Origin of the sequence: Rhodococcus sp. B50, from assembly GCF_013602415.1 — a bacterium.
In the GTDB taxonomy this organism is placed as follows: Bacteria; Actinomycetota; Actinomycetes; order Mycobacteriales; family Mycobacteriaceae; genus Rhodococcus.
Genome location: NZ_WPAG02000002.1, coordinates 373,855 through 391,190, shown reverse-complemented (window position 1 = coordinate 391,190; position 17,336 = coordinate 373,855). Strand labels below are relative to the sequence as shown.

At 69.3% G+C, this 17,336-nt stretch carries 14 protein-coding genes; 5 read left to right on the top strand and 9 right to left on the bottom strand.

The genetic code is table 11. The annotated features are described in order from the left end of the window. Nucleotides 1-79: 79 nt before the first annotated feature. The gene (gene ilvD / locus GON09_RS02100) at nt 80-1,921 is read left to right on the top strand and encodes a dihydroxy-acid dehydratase (RefSeq protein WP_213930393.1); all 1,842 of its coding nucleotides are present in this window, start codon (nt 80-82) and stop codon (nt 1,919-1,921) included. An 81-nt stretch (nt 1,922-2,002) separates the two neighbouring features. Here the strand turns inward: ilvD and GON09_RS02095 are convergent, their stop codons facing one another. Beyond that, nucleotides 2,003-2,758 (bottom strand): DoxX family protein, encoded by a 756-nt coding sequence (locus GON09_RS02095; RefSeq protein WP_213930392.1) that lies wholly within the window; start codon nt 2,756-2,758, stop codon nt 2,003-2,005. A gap of 77 nt (nt 2,759-2,835) precedes the next feature. Here GON09_RS02095 and GON09_RS02090 point away from each other — a divergent pair, with 77 nt between their 5' ends. Then, nucleotides 2,836-3,981 (top strand): PQQ-dependent sugar dehydrogenase, encoded by a 1,146-nt coding sequence (locus tag GON09_RS02090; RefSeq protein WP_213930391.1) that lies wholly within the window; start codon nt 2,836-2,838, stop codon nt 3,979-3,981. On the opposite strand, the gene GON09_RS02085 is transcribed toward GON09_RS02090, so the two are convergent. From GON09_RS02085 to GON09_RS02065, 5 genes are all read right to left on the bottom strand, one after another. Further along, complete coding sequence (locus GON09_RS02085; protein ID WP_213930390.1) at nt 3,982-5,187, bottom strand: cation:proton antiporter; 1,206 nt, start codon at nt 5,185-5,187, stop codon at nt 3,982-3,984. 25 nt (nt 5,188-5,212) lie between these two features. After that, nucleotides 5,213-6,721: an Asp-tRNA(Asn)/Glu-tRNA(Gln) amidotransferase subunit GatB gene (gene gatB, locus GON09_RS02080; RefSeq protein WP_213930389.1), complete on the bottom strand. Its 1,509-nt coding sequence runs from the start codon at nt 6,719-6,721 to the stop codon at nt 5,213-5,215. A 42-nt stretch (nt 6,722-6,763) separates the two neighbouring features. Further along, a complete protein-coding gene (locus GON09_RS02075) occupies nt 6,764-7,792 on the bottom strand; it encodes a 6-phosphofructokinase (RefSeq protein ID WP_213930388.1) in 1,029 nt (342 codons plus the stop codon). Between the two features lie 103 nt (nt 7,793-7,895). Continuing rightward, the gene (locus tag GON09_RS02070; protein WP_213930387.1) at nt 7,896-8,573 is read right to left on the bottom strand and encodes a response regulator; all 678 of its coding nucleotides are present in this window, start codon (nt 8,571-8,573) and stop codon (nt 7,896-7,898) included. An 11-nt stretch (nt 8,574-8,584) separates the two neighbouring features. Next, entirely contained in the window at nt 8,585-9,784 is a 1,200-nt protein-coding gene (locus tag GON09_RS02065) for a sensor histidine kinase (protein WP_213930386.1), read from the bottom strand. Between the two features lie 134 nt (nt 9,785-9,918). On the opposite strand from GON09_RS02065, the gene GON09_RS02060 reads away from it, so the two are divergent. Next, the gene (locus GON09_RS02060; protein WP_213930385.1) at nt 9,919-10,527 is read left to right on the top strand and encodes a hypothetical protein; all 609 of its coding nucleotides are present in this window, start codon (nt 9,919-9,921) and stop codon (nt 10,525-10,527) included. Beyond that, on the top strand, nt 10,527-11,798 hold the full coding sequence (locus GON09_RS02055; protein WP_213930384.1) for an alpha/beta-hydrolase family protein: 1,272 nt from the start codon (nt 10,527-10,529) through the stop codon (nt 11,796-11,798). Before GON09_RS02060 ends, GON09_RS02055 begins: the two co-directional genes overlap by 1 nt. A 69-nt stretch (nt 11,799-11,867) precedes the next feature. On the opposite strand, the gene gatA is transcribed toward GON09_RS02055, so the two are convergent. Next, nucleotides 11,868-13,343 (bottom strand): Asp-tRNA(Asn)/Glu-tRNA(Gln) amidotransferase subunit GatA, encoded by a 1,476-nt coding sequence (gene gatA, locus GON09_RS02050; RefSeq protein ID WP_213930383.1) that lies wholly within the window; start codon nt 13,341-13,343, stop codon nt 11,868-11,870. Continuing rightward, nucleotides 13,340-13,639, bottom strand: coding sequence for an Asp-tRNA(Asn)/Glu-tRNA(Gln) amidotransferase subunit GatC (gatC, locus tag GON09_RS02045; protein WP_213930382.1), 300 nt, complete (start codon nt 13,637-13,639; stop codon nt 13,340-13,342). Before gatC ends, gatA begins: the two co-directional genes overlap by 4 nt. 366 nt (nt 13,640-14,005) lie before the next feature. Here gatC and GON09_RS02040 point away from each other — a divergent pair, with 366 nt between their 5' ends. After that, nucleotides 14,006-14,656: an amino acid-binding protein gene (locus GON09_RS02040; RefSeq protein WP_213930381.1), complete on the top strand. Its 651-nt coding sequence runs from the start codon at nt 14,006-14,008 to the stop codon at nt 14,654-14,656. Between the two features lie 55 nt (nt 14,657-14,711). Here the strand turns inward: GON09_RS02040 and GON09_RS02035 are convergent, their stop codons facing one another. Beyond that, complete coding sequence (locus GON09_RS02035; RefSeq protein ID WP_244865347.1) at nt 14,712-17,201, bottom strand: LuxR C-terminal-related transcriptional regulator; 2,490 nt, start codon at nt 17,199-17,201, stop codon at nt 14,712-14,714. Nucleotides 17,202-17,336: the final 135 nt, after the last annotated feature.

Here is a 17,336-nt window from a genome sequence, read left to right as displayed (position 1 = left end):
TGCCCGAGCCCGCCCCAGCCCGGCGACCGGATGCGGCCCGGCCGATTGCGCACACAGCCACCGTCAAGGAAGTCAGCCCATGCCCCCGTTGAGGTCACGCACCACCACCGTCGGACGAAACGCTGCGGGAGCACGCTCCCTGTGGCGCGCCACCGGCCTGACCGATTCCGACTTCGGCAAGCCGATCGTCGCGATCGCGAACTCCTACACGCAGTTCGTACCCGGTCACGTCCATCTCAAGGACGTCGGTGAGATCGTCGCGAAGGCCGTGCGCGAAGCGGGCGGCGTGGCACGCGAGTTCCACACGATCGCCGTCGACGACGGCATCGCGATGGGTCACGGAGGCATGCTCTACTCGCTCCCGAGCCGCGAGATCATCGCCGACTCCGTCGAATACATGGTCAACGCGCACACCGCCGACGCGCTGGTGTGCATCTCCAACTGCGACAAGATCACCCCGGGCATGCTCAACGCCGCGATGCGCCTGAACATCCCGACGATCTTCGTCTCCGGTGGCCCGATGGAGGCCGGCAAAGCCGTCGTCGTCAACGGTGTCGCGCACGCCCCCACCGACCTCATCACCGCCATCTCCGCCTCCGCCAGCGAGGCCGTCGACGACGCGGGCCTCGACGAGGTCGAGCGCAGCGCGTGCCCCACCTGCGGTTCGTGCTCGGGCATGTTCACCGCCAACTCGATGAACTGCCTCACCGAGGCCCTCGGTCTCGCGCTGCCCGGCAACGGCTCGACCCTCGCCACCCACGAGGCGCGACGCGCACTGTTCGAGACCGCCGGCACGACGATCGTCGAGGCGGCCCTGCGTTACTACCGCGACGACGACGAGTCGGTGCTGCCGCGAAACATCGCGACCCCCGCCGCCTTCCGCAACGCGATGGCGCTCGACGTCGCGATGGGTGGTTCCACGAACACCGTGCTGCACATCCTCGCCGCCGCGCAGGAAGGAGAGGTCGACTTCGATCTGTCCACCATCGACGAGATCAGCCGTCGCGTGCCGTGCCTGGCGAAGGTCTCCCCGAACTCCGACTATCACATGGAGGACGTGCACCGCGCCGGTGGAATCCCCGCCATCCTCGGTGAGCTGCGTCGCGGTGGACTGCTCGAGACCGATGTCTCCACAGTCCACACGAAGAACTTCGACGAGTGGCTCGACACCTGGGACATCCGGTCCGGCAAGGCGTCCGAGACCGCCCTCGAACTGTTCCACGCCGCCCCGGGCGGTGTGCGCACCACCGAACCGTTCTCGACGGACAACCGCTGGTCGTCGCTCGACACCGACGCCGCGGGCGGTTGCATCCGCGACATCGAGCACGCCTACACCGTCGAGGGCGGACTGTGCGTGCTGCGCGGCAACCTCGCGCCGGACGGCGCGATCCTCAAGACCGCCGGCATCGACGAGGATCTGTTCCACTTCGAGGGCCCGGCCTACGTCGTCGAGTCGCAGGAGGAGGCCGTCTCGGTCATCCTCGGCAAGAAGATCAAGGCCGGCGACGTGGTGGTCGTGCGCTACGAGGGCCCGGCCGGCGGCCCGGGCATGCAGGAGATGCTGCATCCCACCTCGTTCCTCAAGGGAATCGGCCTGGGCAAGGTGTGCGCCCTGATCACCGACGGCCGGTTCTCCGGCGGCACCTCCGGTCTGTCCATCGGGCACGTCTCCCCCGAGGCCGCGTCGGGCGGCGCGATCGGGCTGATCGAGCAGGGCGACCGGATCCGCATCGACGTCGCGACCCGCACCCTCGAGGTGCTCGTCGACGACGACGTCCTCGCCGAGCGACGCGCGAAGATGGAAGCCTCCGAGCGGCCCTGGCAGCCGGTCGATCGTGAGCGCACGGTCACCAAGGCGCTGCGGGCGTACGCCGCGCTGGCAACCTCCGCCGACAAGGGCGCCGTCCGGCGCGTGCCGTAACACCCCACCGCACGGGAGCGAAGGCCCCGCGATCATCCGATCGCGGGGCCTTCGCCCTGTCGTATCCCGGTTGTTCGTGGGTCAGCGTCCGAAGATCCACAGGCACACGCCGGCCGCCACACCCAGCAGCAGCACGGCGAACGAGCCCAGGAAGGGACGCGTCGCCCAACCGCGTCGTCCGTCGACCGCGATACGTCCCGGCCCGGTGAGGGTGAGTGCCACCGCGCACGCGACGAGCAGGGCCTCGAATTCGAAGCCCGACGATTCGGCGGCGAAGAACTGGAGTCCCGGCTCGAGTTCGTGTTTGAACAGCACCGCGTTGACCATGATCGCGACGATCGCGGCCGCGGCGAACGGGGTGAGCAGACCCAGCACGAGCAGCCCGCCCGCGACGATCTCACCGACCGCGCCGACGATCGCGAGCACGGCCGGCTGCCGGTATCCCGCGTCGCTCAGCAACGCCTCGAAACCGTCCAGTCCCGGGCCGTTCCACAGCCCCACCAGCTTCTGCAATCCGTGGACGACGAGGATCGCCCCGACCGCCGCGCGCAGGACGAACAACCCGAGGTCGAGTGTTCCGCGGCGCACCTTCGCCGGGGTCTCGCCGGCGACCACCGCGCCGCCCGTATCCGCACCGTAGACCGGATCCGGCCGGTACATCTGCTCGGTGGGAGCGGCGTATGCGTCGTTGCCCAGCGGAGTCCCGCCGCCGAAGTCGTCGTCGGACCCGAGATACGACTCACGTGGTCGGTGCATCTCGAGGGTGCGTTCGTCGGGCTGATTGCCGTAGGGACTCGAACCTGCGTCCGGTATGCCACCGTTCTTGTTGTCGGCCACGTCCTCAGCCTAGGCCCGTGGCCGCCCCGGCACCCGGCATCCGCGGGTGCGCGCGTCGTGCCGGTAACGTTTGCAGCATGACACGGGGTACGCGGTGGACGGGTTCGTGGGGCGTACGCGCGGCAGCGGCGGCGCTGACCGTCGGAGTCCTCGCGGTCCCGTCGTGCGCCCGCTTCGACGACTCCGCGTCGAGCCCGTTCACCCCCGAACCCACCTTCGATCCCGGTCCGGGTGTGGGCCCTCAGGACCCCTCCGAGACGACGACTCCGAGCGCCTCCCCCAAGCCGCCGGGGCCGTGTGTCGATCCCGATCCGGCGGTGATCGCGACCTGCCTCGACGTCACCGGTGGTCTGGTGACGATGCCCGACGGCAACTCCGCGCTCGTCACCGAACGCCGGACGGGTCGGATACTGCAGGTCGCGCCGGACACCGAGCCGGTCGAGGTCGCGACGATCGCCGTCGACGGGTCCGGAGACGGCGGGCTGCTGGACGTGGCGCTCTCCCCCACCTTCGCCGAGGACCGGTTGCTCTACGCCTACATCACCACGGCCTCCGACAACCGCGTGGTCCGGATCGCCGCGGGCGACACCCCCAAGGACGTGCTGACGGGGATACCCCGCGGCGCGACCGGGAATGCCGGCGCCATCGAGTTCGTCTCGGCCACCGAGATCGCCGTCCTCACCGGTGACGCCGGAAACTCTTCTGCCGCAAACGATCCGAACGCCCTGTCCGGCAAGCTCCTGAAACTGCCGCTCCCGGCACCCGGAGCGGCGCCCGCACCGTCGGTGATGCTGTCGGGCATCGGCACCGCGGGCGACGTGTGCCGCGATCCGAACGGCAATCTGTGGATTACCGACCGCACTCCCCTCGAAGACCGGCTCCAGCGGGTCGGTGTGGACGGCTCGACCGGCACCGGCCCGGCCTGGACGTGGCCCGAGCGGCCCGGCGTCGCCGGTTGCGCGGCGGCCCCTGACGGGATCGCGATCTCGCTCACCGACGCGAAGGCCGTCGCGGTCGTCACCACCGACCCCGGAACCGGGGCGGTCACGGCGGCCCCCGTTCTCGCCGCGGAGGACCGCTACGGCATGCTGCGCGGCGCGGCCTCGTCGCCCGACGGCCTGCTGTGGGTCTCCACGGTCAACAAGTCGGGCGCCGAACCGGGACCGAACGACGACCGCGTCGTCCGCATCCAGTTCCCGGCCGGTGGCGGCGGATTCGACTGATCAGGCCCGCTCCGGTGTCTCCTCCGGCGCGGGGCGGTGGAGCAGTCCCGCGAGCATCGGGAGCACCAGGACGGTGGCAGCGCCGGCCGCCACGAGGATCGACGCGCTCGCGTTCGACATCTGACCGGCAGCTACCGCGACTCCCGTGACCGCGACGATCAGCGGAAGGCCGGTCGTCGAGTACAGCGCGATCTGCAATTGTTCCGCGGTTCCGAACATCCGGTTCCCGGTCGCGTCGCGTTCGAGGCGCGATGCGACGAACACCGGCACACCCCGTACGAGGATCAGCAGTCCGAGGAAGGCCAGCAGGATCCCGGGGGCACCCACGACAGCACCGACGTCGATCGCCATGCCCGAGGTGACGAAGAAGATGGGGATGAGGAAGCCGTATCCCAGACCGTCGAGCTTCTTCTCGAGCCGTTCGTCGCCGGCCGGGATCGTGCGGCGCAGGATGAAACCGGCCGCGAACGCGCCGAGGATGATGTCGAGATCGAAGACGGCGGCCACCGCGATGAGCCCGACGAGCAGCAGCATCGTCAGGCGCACCGGGATCTGCGCGGTGGTCTCGGAGCCGAGCCGGACGAACTGCGTGAACCGCGTGCCGTCCCGCAGGATCCAGGAGGGCAGCACGGCGACGAGCACGGCCACCACCGCGAAGGCCAGCAGCACGATCAGCGACCCGAGTGCGCCGCGCGCCCCGAGCAGGGTCGCCATGGCAACGACCGGTAGCAGCTCCCCGAACGCACCGTGGTTGAGCACCGACCGTCCGAGCGGGGTGGCGACGAGCCCGCGGTCGGCGAGGATCGGCAGGAGCGTCCCGAGTGCCGTGGACGTCAGGGCGATCGCCACGGCGATCTCGGCGTGCACCTGACCTGCAATTCCGAGGACGGCGACGGTACCGAGGGCCAACAGCATGCACACGCACCAGGTGACCATCGCGCGGCGTCCGCCTCGCCCGCGCAGCTCGGCCGGGTCGATCTCGTATCCGGCGAGCAGGAACAGCATTCCCAGCCCGAGCTCGCGCAGGATGCCGATCTCGCTACCGGTCTCCGCGAGATCGAGCGCGTAGGGGCCGATGAAGACACCGGCAACCAGAAGCAGCACGACCTCGGGGACCAGCCGACGCGGAACGACGCCGGCGATGAGCGGTGCGAGCACCGCCGCGACGACGATCCAGAACAGCGAGGTGGCAACGGCGGCGTCCATGCGCGGCTACTCTAGCCGCACAAGATCAACTGCACGCGGCGATCACAAGTTCCTTCACGCGCGCCGGATCGGCTTGTCCGCGAGTGGCCTTCATGACGTCGCCGACGATCTTGCCGGCCGCCTGGACCTTGCCGGCGCGGATCTTGTCGGCGATGTCGGGGTTGGCAGCGAGGGCGGCGTCGACTGCGGCCTGCAGCGCCGAATCGTCGCGCACGACCTCGAGACCGCGAGCGGCCACCACCTCGTCGGGTCCGCCTTCACCGGCGAGCACACCGTCGACGACCTGACGGGCGAGCTTGTTCGTCAGCTTGCCCTCGGCCACGAGCGCGATGACACGGGCGAGCTGCTCGGGCGTGATAGGCAGCTCGGCGAGTTCGACGCCGCGGGTGTTGGCCTGCTGGGCCAGGTACGCGACCCACCACGAGCGGGCCTCCGAGGCGGGCGCACCGGCCTCGGTGGTCGCGATGACGAGTTCGAGCGCACCGGCGTTGACCAGATCGCGCATCTCCTCGTCGGACACACCCCACTCGGCCTGGATGCGGGCCCGGCGCAGCCACGGCAGCTCGGGCAGGGTGGCGCGCAGTTCCTCGACCCAGGCGGCGTCGGGGGCGATGGGCTCGAGATCCGGCTCCGGGAAGTAGCGGTAGTCCTCGGCGGTCTCCTTACGACGACCGGGCGAGGTGGTGCCGTCGGCCTCCTGGAAGTGCCGCGTCTCCTGGATCACCTCGCCGCCGGAGACCAGCACCGCCGCCTGCCGGCGCATCTCGTAGCGCACGGCCACCTCGACGGACTTGAGGGAGTTGACGTTCTTCGTCTCGGTGCGAGTCCCGAATTCCTTCGCGCCGATCGGCATGAGGGAGATGTTCGCGTCGCAGCGCATCGAGCCCTGGTCCATGCGGACGTCGGATACATCGAGGGCCTTCAGCAGGTCGCGCAGCGCGGTGACGTAGGCACGCGCGACCTCGGGGGCCCGCTCACCGGCACCGACGATCGGCTTGGTGACGATCTCGACGAGCGGCACACCGGCGCGGTTGTAGTCGAGCAGCGAGTGGCTCGCGCCATGGATGCGGCCGGTGGCGCCACCGACGTGCAGCGACTTGCCGGTGTCCTCCTCCATGTGCGCGCGCTCGATCTCGACCCGCCAGGTGGTGCCGTCGTCGAGCACGACATCGAGATAGCCGTCGGTGGCGATCGGCTCGTCGTACTGCGAGATCTGGTAGTTCTTCGGCTGATCCGGGTAGAAGTAGTTCTTCCGCGCGAAGCGACCCCACGGGGTGATCGAGCAGTTCAGCGCGAGACCGATCCGGATCGCGGACTCGACCGCGGCCTGGTTGACGACGGGCAACGCCCCCGGCAGGCCGAGGCAGACCGGGCACACCTGGGTGTTCGGTTCGGCGCCGAAGGCGGTCGGGCATCCGCAGAACATCTTGGTGGCGGTGTGCAGCTCGACGTGCACCTCCATGCCCATCACGGGCTCGAACTTCGCGAGCACGTCGTCGTAGGCGAGCAGGTCAGCGGACACGGAGGCAGTCATGATATCGATTTTAGACGGCGTCACGAGTGCCGCCGCGCGGCCTCACCCGAACAGGACCCGCATCTCCTGGTAGCGCTCGTCGGGCACGTACTTCGGCTCGGCGAGCTCGTCGAAATCGACCCGGGCGATGTCGGTGCCGTGCAGCGCGACCATGTGGCCCCAGTCCTCTTCGGCGACGAGATCGGTCACGGCCATGCCGAGTCGGGTCGCGAGTACCCGGTCGAATGCCGTGGGGACACCGCCACGTTGGATGTGCCCGAGCACCGTTGCGCGGGTTTCGATGCCGGTGCGTTTCTCGATGAGCGGTGCGAGCACCTCCGCGATGCCGCCGAGGCGTGGGCGGTCGAATCCGTCGAGCCCCTTGGTGGAGTACGCCTCTTCCATCTCGGGGAGCGTGAAGCCCTCCGCGACGACGACCATCGGCGCGCGCCCGCGATCGCGGACACTGGTCACCCACTCGCAGATCTGCTCGAGGCTCTCGGGATGTTCGGGGATGAGGATGGCGTGCGCACCACCTGCGGTGCCCGCATGCAACGCGATCCACCCGGCGTGCCGGCCCATGACTTCGAGCACCATGCACCTCTTGTGGGAGTTGCCCGTGGTGCGGAGACGGTCGATCGCCACGGTCGCGATCTCGACGGCCGTGTCGAAACCGAAGGTGTAGTCGGTGTGACTGAGATCGTTGTCGATCGTCTTGGGCACACCGACGATGCGGATTCCCTCACCGAACAGCCGCTTCGAGGCGGCGGCGGTGCCCTCTCCCCCGATGGCGATCACGGCATCGACACCGAGGCGGTCGAGCGTCTTCTGGATGTTCTGCGCTCCACCGTCGGGTCCCTGGTACGGGCCGAACCGGCTCGTACCGAGGATCGTGCCGCCCTGCTGAGCGAGACCGCGAACTCGGCTGCGATCCAACGGGATCACATCGCCCTCGACGAGACCGCGCCAGCCGTCGAGGAATCCGACGAACTCCTGACCGTGCACCTCGGTCCCCTTGAGCACCGCACCGCGGATGACCGCGTTGAGACCGGGGCAGTCCCCGCCGCTGGTGAGAATTCCGATCCTCGTCACGCACTACCTCCCGTCGCATGGACCCGTACTGCCCGGACCGGTACCGCCCGGACGGGTGCCGCAGTGCCATCCTGCCCGTTCACCGTCGCGACGGCAGCCCGATTCAGCCGGGTGTGACGAGACCGGACTCGTAGGCGAGCACCACGGCCTGCGCGCGGTCGCGCAGATGCAGCTTCCCGAACACCTTTCCGACGTGGGTCTTGACGGTCTGTTCGGCGACGAACAATCGTTCGGCGATCTCGGTGTTCGACAATCCGTGCGCGATCAGTTCGAGCACTTCGAGTTCGCGCGGCGTGAGTGGGTCGAGGACACGATCGCGTCCCCTCGCCGGTCTGCGCCGACTGGTGACATCGGCGATGAGACGACGGGTGACGGTCGGCGCGAGCAGCGCCTGACCCGCGGCGACGACCCGTACGGCCCGCACGAGTTCGTCGGCGGGAGCGTCCTTGAGCAGGAACCCGCTCGCACCCATCCCCAGGGCCTCGTACACGTAGTCGTCGAGGTCGAATGTGGTGAGCATGAGGATCTTCGACCGCGGTTCACGGGTGTCGGCGAGGATGTGCCGGGCCGCGTCGAGGCCGTTCATCTCGGGCATCCGCACGTCCATGAGAACGACGTCCGGGCGCAGGCGCGCGACTTCCGCGACGGCTGCCCGGCCGTCGGGAGCGTCGCCGACGACGCTGATGTCGGGCTGGGCACCGAGCAGCGCTCCGAAGCCCTGCCGGACCATGGCCTGGTCGTCGGCGACGAACACGGTGATGGGAGGGTGCGGTTCGGTCATCGGCACCCACCTTAGGCCCCGGTCGGTACCGGGAGAACCGCGCGGACCTCGAAACCTCCGTCGGCTCGTGGATGGGCGACGAGTCGGCCGCCGACGACGGACGCGCGTTCGGCCATGCCCAGGATGCCGTTACCGCCACTGCGATCCGACGGCCGAACCGCGTCGTCGAGCTTGTCGGTCGCTGCCGGTCCGTTGGTCACCTCCACCGTCACGGTTGCCGGTTCCCACTGCAGCCGTGCGCACACCCGGGCACCGGGTGCGTGCCGGGCCGCGTTCGCCAGGGATTCCTGCAGGATCCGGTAGACGGTGAGCCCGACACCGTCGGAGACGCGCCCGGGGATGCCGACCGTCTCCGTCTCGAGTTTCATGCCCGCTCGGCGGGAGGAATCGAACAGCTCACCGATGCGGTCGATGCCGGGCTGCGGTTCGTGTTCGGGGAGTCGACCGTCGCTGCGGAGCACACCGAGCAGGGTGCGGACGTCGTTCAGCGCTTCCCGCGCGGTCGCGCCGAGGGCCTCGAATTCGGCGCGCACGTCGTCGTTCACGTCCGGAAGCCGATAGGGGGCGCTCTGCGCCTGCACGACAATCATCGACATGTGGTGGGCGACGATGTCGTGCAGGTCGCGTGCGATGTGCGCCTTCTCCTCGAGGACGGCGCGACGCGCACGTTCGAGCTCGCTGACCTCTTCCTCCCGGGCGAGTTGCCGGCGGGAGATCAGCAGCCACCGCACCAGCAACCCGAAGACGACGATCGCACTGATCCCGATGCCCCATCCCCAGCCGTTGCGGCCGGGAACGAAGGCCGCGAACAGCAGGACGGTCGCGACCCACACGACCAGCACGACGCGGATCTCCTCGCGGATCGCGACGGCGAGCACCAGCGTGAGCGTCACCAGGATGTGCACGACCTGCCACGGATAGTCGTAGCCCGGAAGCCGGTCGAACGCGATCGGGATGACGAGACCGGCCGCCGCGGCCACCGCCCACCCGAGACCCGGCCGGACGAGCACGAGGAGGAAGGGGAACACCGCCATCCCGGAGATCAGCGGCAACAGCGGTGGGGAGATGTCGTGGGTCAGGGGCAGGGTCGGCCACGCGATCGCGTAGAGGATCAGCGTCACGGTGACCACGGTGACGACACTCCATCGTCCCCGACCCAAGCGCCGCGCCGTTCTCACGCCGGCCAGTGCAAGCTCTTTCACCTCACCCACGCTAGGAGCCGCCGTCTCGACTGTCCTCATACCTGGGGGTGAGATCCGAACAGCCCTCCGGGTGCTGGTGGCTTCACCGAAATCCCTCCGTCGCGGGTCCCGGTGCAGCGCTGCGCGTTCCTAGCGTCGCCGGCATGACAGTGAAATCCGCAGTGGGCCGCGCCGCCTCGGTCGTGTTCCTTGCGACCGCCACCTATGCCGCCGTGCCGGGTGCACTCGCCTCCTCCGCCGTACCTGCGACGGACGACACCGCGGCCGCAGCGACGATCACCGCACTCGTCGCCGACGACGCAGCGGGGGCACTGTCGTCCCTGCCCGATGATTTCGCCCGCGTGATGGGTTACGCACCGACCGTGGAGAAGCGACCCGACGGAACGATCGCTCTCGCCGATCCGGAGGGCGACTGCTCCACCCCGATCCCCCTGCCGGCGGCATTCGAATCCGCTTGCCGGGTCCACGATCTCGGGTACGACCTCCTCCGGTACGCGCGCCTCACGGGCGGCGAACCGGGCACCGATGCCCGACTCGCGCTCGATGCACTGTTCGCGCGGCACCTCGACACCGCATGCCGTGTCGAACCCGGCATCGCGGCATGCACTCACATAGCGGGGATCTCCTCTGCAGCAGTGGAATTCAACTCATGGCGACAGGGTCACCGGACTCCTGTCCCGGAATCACCGTGGGTCCCGGCCGTCGCAGCGGGCTCGGCACTCCTGGCTTACGCGGCACGAAAGGCACGGTGATGACGGTTCTCACGGTGGTTCTCGCGACGGTGATCTCCCTCGCTCCTTCCCTGCTGCCGCGACCATCGGTCGTGCAGGGCATCGTCACCGGGCTGTTCGTCGTGGCGGCGCCGGCGCTGCTCCGCCTCGTCGTGTCCGTGCGGCGACGCCGGTCCGGGCGAACTCCACCTCCCGAGCGGCCCGAACTCCGTCTGCCCGTCGCGCTCGTCGGTGGATCCGCCGTGCTGGTCGCGGCGGCCGGTGCCCATCGGTGGCAGAACCGGCTGCGGGAGGCGATGTCGGTCCCGCCCCTGGATGTGCGGTACTGGATCGAAGCGCTGACGATCGCGACCGTGGTCGCTGCGGTGCTGCTCTCGCTTCCCCGCCTCGTGCACGTCCTGTCCCGGCGGCCGGTGGCGGCGACCGTCGCCGTGATGTCGGGGATCGGGATCGCCACGGTCGCCTTGTCCCCCGGGGAGACGATCGACACCGTCTCCTCCCCCACTGCCCTGTCGGCCGGCCTGTCGGGGGGCGCAGGATCGGCTGTGCCGTGGAACCGGTTGGGGCGCGAGGGACAAAGGTTCGTGTCCTTGCCCGCGGAGGGATCTCCGATCCGGATCTACGTGGCGCTGTCGGCCGCACCGGACCCGGCGGCGCGCGCCGAGCTCGCGGTGGACGAGCTCCGCAGGACGGGAGCGTTCGACCGGTCGTATCTCGTGGTGACCGTGCCGACGGGCTCGGGCTGGGTCGATGCCGCCGCCGTCCGCGGCTTCGAAACGCGATGGGACGACGACGTCGCCATCGTCGCCCAGCAGTACTCCGACCTGCCGAGCTGGGCGACCTTCGTCCTCGACCGCGGTGCCGCGGCGGAGGAGGCTCGCGCCCTCGTCACCGCACTGCGCGCCCACCTGTCCACCCTGCCGCACGAACGACGTCCCACCCTCCACGTCTACGGGCAGTCCCTGGGCGCGACCGGTGCGACTGCCGTCTTCGACGACATCGCCCCGGAGCCGTGCACACTGTTCCTCGCGGGGCCACCCGCCGGTGTCCGCACGGCCGGCGCGAGCGTCCTGGCGAACACGTCCGACCCGGTGGTGTGGTGGCGACCGTCGCTGCTGTGGTCGCCGCCGGACCTGTCGCACGCTCGCGCCGATGCCCCGACCCCGCCGTGGCTACCCGTGGTGTCGTTCCTGCACACGACGGTGGATCTGCTCACCTCGCTCGAAACAGCACCCGGCCACGGCCACCGTTACAGCGACGACCAAGCATTGTGCACCACCACCGCCAGATGATCCGACGGCCCGGAAGACCGCGACCCGCCGGCCGACGAACGGCACGGCGGGTCGCGGTACGACAGCGGATCAGGCGACGATGGGTCCTCGTGCCGCCTCGAAGGCCGCACCCACGCGGTAGAGGCGCTCGTCGGCCAGGGCCGGGGCCATGATCTGCAGGCCGACGGGAAGACCGTCGTCCGCGGACAGGCCGGACGGCACCGACATCGCGCAGTGTCCCGCGAGGTTGGTCGGGAGCGTGCACAGGTCGGAGAGGTACATCGCCAGCGGATCGTCGACCTTCTCGCCGAGCTTCCACGGCGTGAACGGGCTCGTGGGCGAAACGAGCACGTCGACCTGCTCGTAGGCCTTGTCGAAGTCCTGCGCGATGAGGCTCCGGACCTTGAGTGCCTGACCGTAGTAGGCCTCGTAGTAGCCGGAGGACAACGCGTAGGTGCCGATCATGATGCGGCGCTTGACCTCCTTGCCGAAACCGGCGGCGCGGGTCGCGGCCATGACCTGCTCCGCGCTCATCGTGCCGTCGTCGACGCGCATGCCGTAGCGCATCGCGTCGAAGCGGGCCAGATTGGAGGACACCTCCGACGGCAGGATCAGGTAGTACGACGCGAGCGCATACTCGAAGTGCGGGCACGACACCTCGACGACCTCCGCGCCGAGCTTCGTGAGCGTCTCGACCGCCGCGTCGAACGACGAGAGCACGCCGGGCTGGTAGCTGTCGGAGTGCAGTTCCTTGACCACGCCGACCTTCAGGCCCTTCAGGTCGCCGGCCGCACCCTGCCGCGCCGCCTCCACGACGGGACGCACGGCGGCGTTCACCGACGTCGAGTCGCGCGGGTCGTGCCCGGCGATGACCTCGTGCAGCAGCGCGGTGTCGAGGACGGTGCGGCCGCAGGGGCCACCCTGGTCGAGCGACGACGCGCACGCGACCAGGCCGTACCGCGAGACCGTGCCGTAGGTGGGCTTGGTGCCGACCGTGGCGGTGACGGCGGCGGGCTGACGGATCGAGCCACCGGTGTCGGTGCCGATCGCGAGCGGCGCCTGGTAGGACGCGAGTGCGGCAGCGGAACCACCACCGGAGCCGCCGGGGATGCGGCTGGTGTCCCACGGGTTGCGGGTGGGTCCGTAGGCCGAGTTCTCGGTGGACGAGCCCATTGCGAACTCGTCCATGTTGGTCTTGCCCAGGATGGGGATGCCCGCCTCGCGCAGCTTCGTGGTGAGCGTCGCGTCGTAGGGCGAGAGCCAGCCCTCGAGGATCTTCGAGCCGCACGTGGTGGGCATGTCCGTGGTGGTGAACACGTCCTTGAGCGCGAGCGGCACACCGGCCAGCGGCGAGGCCGGCTTCTCGCCCGCGGAGACGGCCCGGTCGACCTCGGCCGCGGCGGCGAGGGCCTGTTCGGACGCGACGTGCAGGAAGGCGTTGTACTCGCCGTCCACCTCGGCGATGCGATCGAGGTGGGCCTGGGTGACCTCCACCGACGACAGTTCGCCGGCGTGGATCTTCGACGCCAGGGTCGCGGCGTCGAGACGTGTCGTATCGGCGCTCATTCGCCCTCTCCCAGGATCTGCGGGACCGAGAAGCGGTCTTCCTCCACGGCGGGCGCACCGGAGAGCGCCTGCTCGGGCGTGAGGCCGGGAACGACGACGTCGGGTCGCGTCACGTTGGTGACGGCGTTCGGGTTCGCCATGGGAGGCACATCGTCCGCGGCCACCTCCGACACCGCCTTGACGTGGTTGAGGATCGAATCCAACTGACCGGCGAACTCGTCGAGTTCGTCATCGGTCAGCGCAAGCCGGGACAACCGGGCGAGATGCGCGACCTCGTCACGGGAGATGGCAGGCACCGTGAATGGCCCCTTTCCGATGGAGAGTGAACGTCCCGTCCAGGGTAATGCGTCCTGGAAGCGGCGGCGCACGCGGTTCGACGACATCACTCGCCGCCCGCGCGGTGCTGCTTTCCGCGGGCCGATGTTGCAAGCTCCGCAACGCTGTGTTGCATTCGTGTGACATCCCCGGTCGCCACCGGGGATTTTCGGCGGGCTCGGCATATTTTCGGTTCCGCACCGTCCCTGACGCCGTCGACGAGGTGCAAGGATGTGGTCTGCCAGAGGCCGATACGGCCCTTGGCGCCGGAATGCGGATGCCGGCGCATCACATGCCGTCGATGTGGCGTTCGTCGACGGCACGAAACCGACTGAGGAAGGACTCACGTGTCGTACCTCCTGCGTGTCAGGCTCCCCGATCGTCCCGGTAGTCTCGGCTCGCTCGCCGTGGCGCTCGGTTCGGTCGGCGCCGACATCCTGTCGCTCGACGTCGTCGAACGCGGCAGTGATTTCGCGATCGACGATCTCGTCGTCGACGTCGAACCGGGCAAGCTACCCGACACGCTCCTCACCGCGGCCGAGGCCCTGCCCGGCGTGACGGTCGACTCGATTCGTCCCTACGCCGGGATCCTCGATACACACCGCGAACTCGAACTGATCGATCACGTCGCCGCCGCGCGCGACGACCGGATCCAGATCCTCGTCGACGGCGCGCCTCGGGTGCTGCGCGTCGGCTGGGCGACCGTCCTCGGGATCGGCCCGAACGGCATCTTCCGCATCGCGGGGAGCCCGGGTTCGCCGGAGACCCACCTCAGCGGCGTCCCCTGGATGCCGCTCGACGAAGCCACGCTGCTCGATCACGAGGGCGACTGGGTGCCGCAGCTCTGGCGCGACATGGACACGATGCTCGCGGCCGCTCCTCTCGGCTCATCCGAGCGCGTCCTCGTCCTCGGGCGTCCCGGCGGACCCGAATTCCGGCCGTCCGAGATCGCGCGCATCGGTTACTTCGCGGGCATCGTCGGCACCGTACTCCGCTAGCGCCCGGCCTGTTCGGGTGTTGTCGGTGCACTCGCGGTGCACGCGGGTGTGAGCCTCATCCGACGACGAGTCTGCGTGCCTGCACGATCGCTTCCTCCCGCGAATGCGCGCCCAGTTTCCGGTAGAGCGAACGCAACTGGGTCTTCACGGTGTTCAGAGCGACGAACTGGTCCTTCGCGATCGAGCGCGCGGTGCCACCGGCGAGCAACGCGTCGAGGACCGCGCGCTCGCGCGGGGTGAGCCTCACGACGACACGGATCTCGCGGAAGATGCCGTACTCGGCCATCGCCGCATCGAGGTCGATCGGCAGTTCGACGCCCAGGGACAGGATGTCGCGCACGGCCGACGGCGGGACCGCAACGAACGGCCGCGTCACCCCGGCATGTTCGGCGAGCACGACCGCCCGCTGGAGGTGTCGGCGCGCGTCGGCGCGTCGGCCGAGCCGCAACGCCGCCACGGCTCCGATGAGAGCGAGTTCCGCACCGAGGGCGGGACAGTGCTCACGGTCCGCGTCGCCACGATGCACGATCACCTCGGCGCCTCCGGGATCGCCGGCGAGCAGGCGCAGTCGCGCACGAGCCGGAGCCGTGAGCGGATGCGTCGACCCGTCCAGCAACTCGCGTACCGCGCCGGCCTCGCCGAGCGCGAGATGGAGGTCGGCTCGTACGGCATCGATCAGCACGGCGGACATACCGGTGAGGCGATGCGCGAAACGCTGCAATTCCGCATCGATGTACAGCAGACCGTCGGCGGGCACGCCGGTCAGCAACGCCAGACGCCCCCGTGCGTACATGGCGGCCGCCCACAGCTCTTCGACGTGGCTGGGCGTGCCGAGCTCGGCGAGGGCACGTGAGGCCGTGCCGGTGTCGAGCCGATCGAGTGCCACGAGCGCGGTCGCGGCGAGCCCCGCCGTACGGACCAGCGCCTCGGCCTCACCGAGGACAGGCGGATGTCGACGTTCCTCCTCGATCCATCGGACGGCTTCGTGTGGCCGGCCCCGCAGGGCCTCCAGGAGGGCGAGCTTGCCTGCAGCCTCCCGTTCGACGAACACACCTCGCCCCGCCGTATGCGCGTGGCGCAGCATCGTTCCGGCATCCGTGGTACGTCCGCCGAGCAGATAGACGGTGCCGAGATTGAGGTATTTCAGTCCGTGCGCGTGCCGAGTGGTGTCGTCGAGCTGCCCGACGTCCGGCACCTGGTCGGAGGCCAGGTCGTCGCACACCTCCATCGCCTCGTCGTATGCACCCTGCATCCGGAGGCTGCCGAGACGGAGAATCGTTTCGAAGGCCTGCGGGAACTTCGCGGAGGGCACCGAGAGGTCCGTCACACCTTCGGACGGATACGGAATCGATTCCTGCTCTGCGTCCTTCGACTCGTTCTGCACTCGGGCGACGGCCCGTAGCGACGCGACGGTCCGATCGTGCGCCGCGATGTCGTCCGGTAACAACTCGAGCAACACGAATCCCACGGAGCGAAGCGAACCACTCCCGTACAGCGCCACCCAGTTCCGTTCGATGATGCCGAGCGCGGACTGCCAGTCGCGCCGCTCCACAGCGTGCTCGAGGGCGAGGTCCGGTCGCGAACGTCCCAACCAGTACTCGATGAGAGCGGACCGCGCATCCCACAGTTCCTCCGGGCATTCTGCGCTACCCACCCGCAGGAGCGATGCACGGACGATCTCGGGATAACACCACGCCGTCTCCTCGTCCGCCGGGCACGCCTCGACCAACCCCGACACGACCAGGACGTCGACGAGCTCGTCGCCGTCGGCGACCTGCGGCAGGGCCGAAACGGACGACGCCGTCACCCTGTTCGGCGCAGCGGAGACGAGAACGGCGCGCGACGACCGGGCCAGTGCGGGATTCGCGGCCACGAATCGCGTCACGACGAGATCGACGGCCGAGTCGACGAGTACATCGAGAGCCTCGGTGCCGTACGTCGCCGACTGCGGCGTGTGGGACCGCAACGTCGCGCAGACAGCCTCGACGAATGCGGCGAAACCCTCGGTACGGCGGTTGATCCACTCGACGGTGCGTTCGTCGCGCGCGATACCGAAGACCCGGCACAAGGCAGCGGTCTCGTCCGCGGTGAACGCCAGGGCGTCGGCGTCCACGATCGCCCTGCGGGGATGTCCGTCGACGTAGGCATCCCACGAACCCGCGGCCCGGCTCGTCACCACGACCCGGATCTGCGGTCCGAGTTGCAGCAGTTGCCCGACCCGTTCCTCGATCGCGTCGACGGACCGTACACCGTCGAGCACGAACATCACCGGTCGCACGTCCCGCACGAGCACCGAGCACAGTGCCTCGAACGATCCCGCTGCCGCAACGGGTTCGCCGATCCCGAGAGAGTTGCAGAGCGACGACGACACCGTTGCCCAGTACGCCTCGGATACGACATCCGGAGCGGGTGCGCGGACGATGACCGGCACCGCATCGGGGCACGGATCGGTCGCCAGCCATGTATCGACGAGAGTCGTCTTGCCCGAGAAGGGACCCCCATGGATCACGACCAATTCGGGGTGTGCCGACAGAACGGAGAACAAACGGCGACGAGACAAGGGCATCGTTCTCGGCACGTTCACAATCCCTTTCGCATCCAGGGCAGCATCTTCCCGAATCGAACTCACGGGGTGCGCAAACTTTAGCAGCCCGCGGGAGAAATGACGGATTTCTCCGGA

What these genes read in the sequence shown, in the direction of transcription:
- GON09_RS02055 (WP_213930384.1), top strand. Translation starts at nt 10,527, where the DNA reads ATGACGGTTCTCACGGTGGTTCTCGCGACGGTGATCTCCCTCGCTCCT.
- GON09_RS02060 (WP_213930385.1), top strand. Translation starts at nt 9,919, where the DNA reads ATGACAGTGAAATCCGCAGTGGGCCGCGCCGCCTCGGTCGTGTTCCTT.
- GON09_RS02085 (WP_213930390.1), bottom strand. Translation starts at nt 5,187, where the DNA reads ATGGACGCCGCCGTTGCCACCTCGCTGTTCTGGATCGTCGTCGCGGCG.
- GON09_RS02090 (WP_213930391.1), top strand. Translation starts at nt 2,836, where the DNA reads ATGACACGGGGTACGCGGTGGACGGGTTCGTGGGGCGTACGCGCGGCA.
- gatB (WP_213930389.1), bottom strand. Translation starts at nt 6,721, where the DNA reads ATGACTGCCTCCGTGTCCGCTGACCTGCTCGCCTACGACGACGTGCTC.
- GON09_RS02070 (WP_213930387.1), bottom strand. Translation starts at nt 8,573, where the DNA reads ATGACCGAACCGCACCCTCCCATCACCGTGTTCGTCGCCGACGACCAG.
- gatA (WP_213930383.1), bottom strand. Translation starts at nt 13,343, where the DNA reads ATGAGCGCCGATACGACACGTCTCGACGCCGCGACCCTGGCGTCGAAG.
- ilvD (WP_213930393.1), top strand. Translation starts at nt 80, where the DNA reads ATGCCCCCGTTGAGGTCACGCACCACCACCGTCGGACGAAACGCTGCG.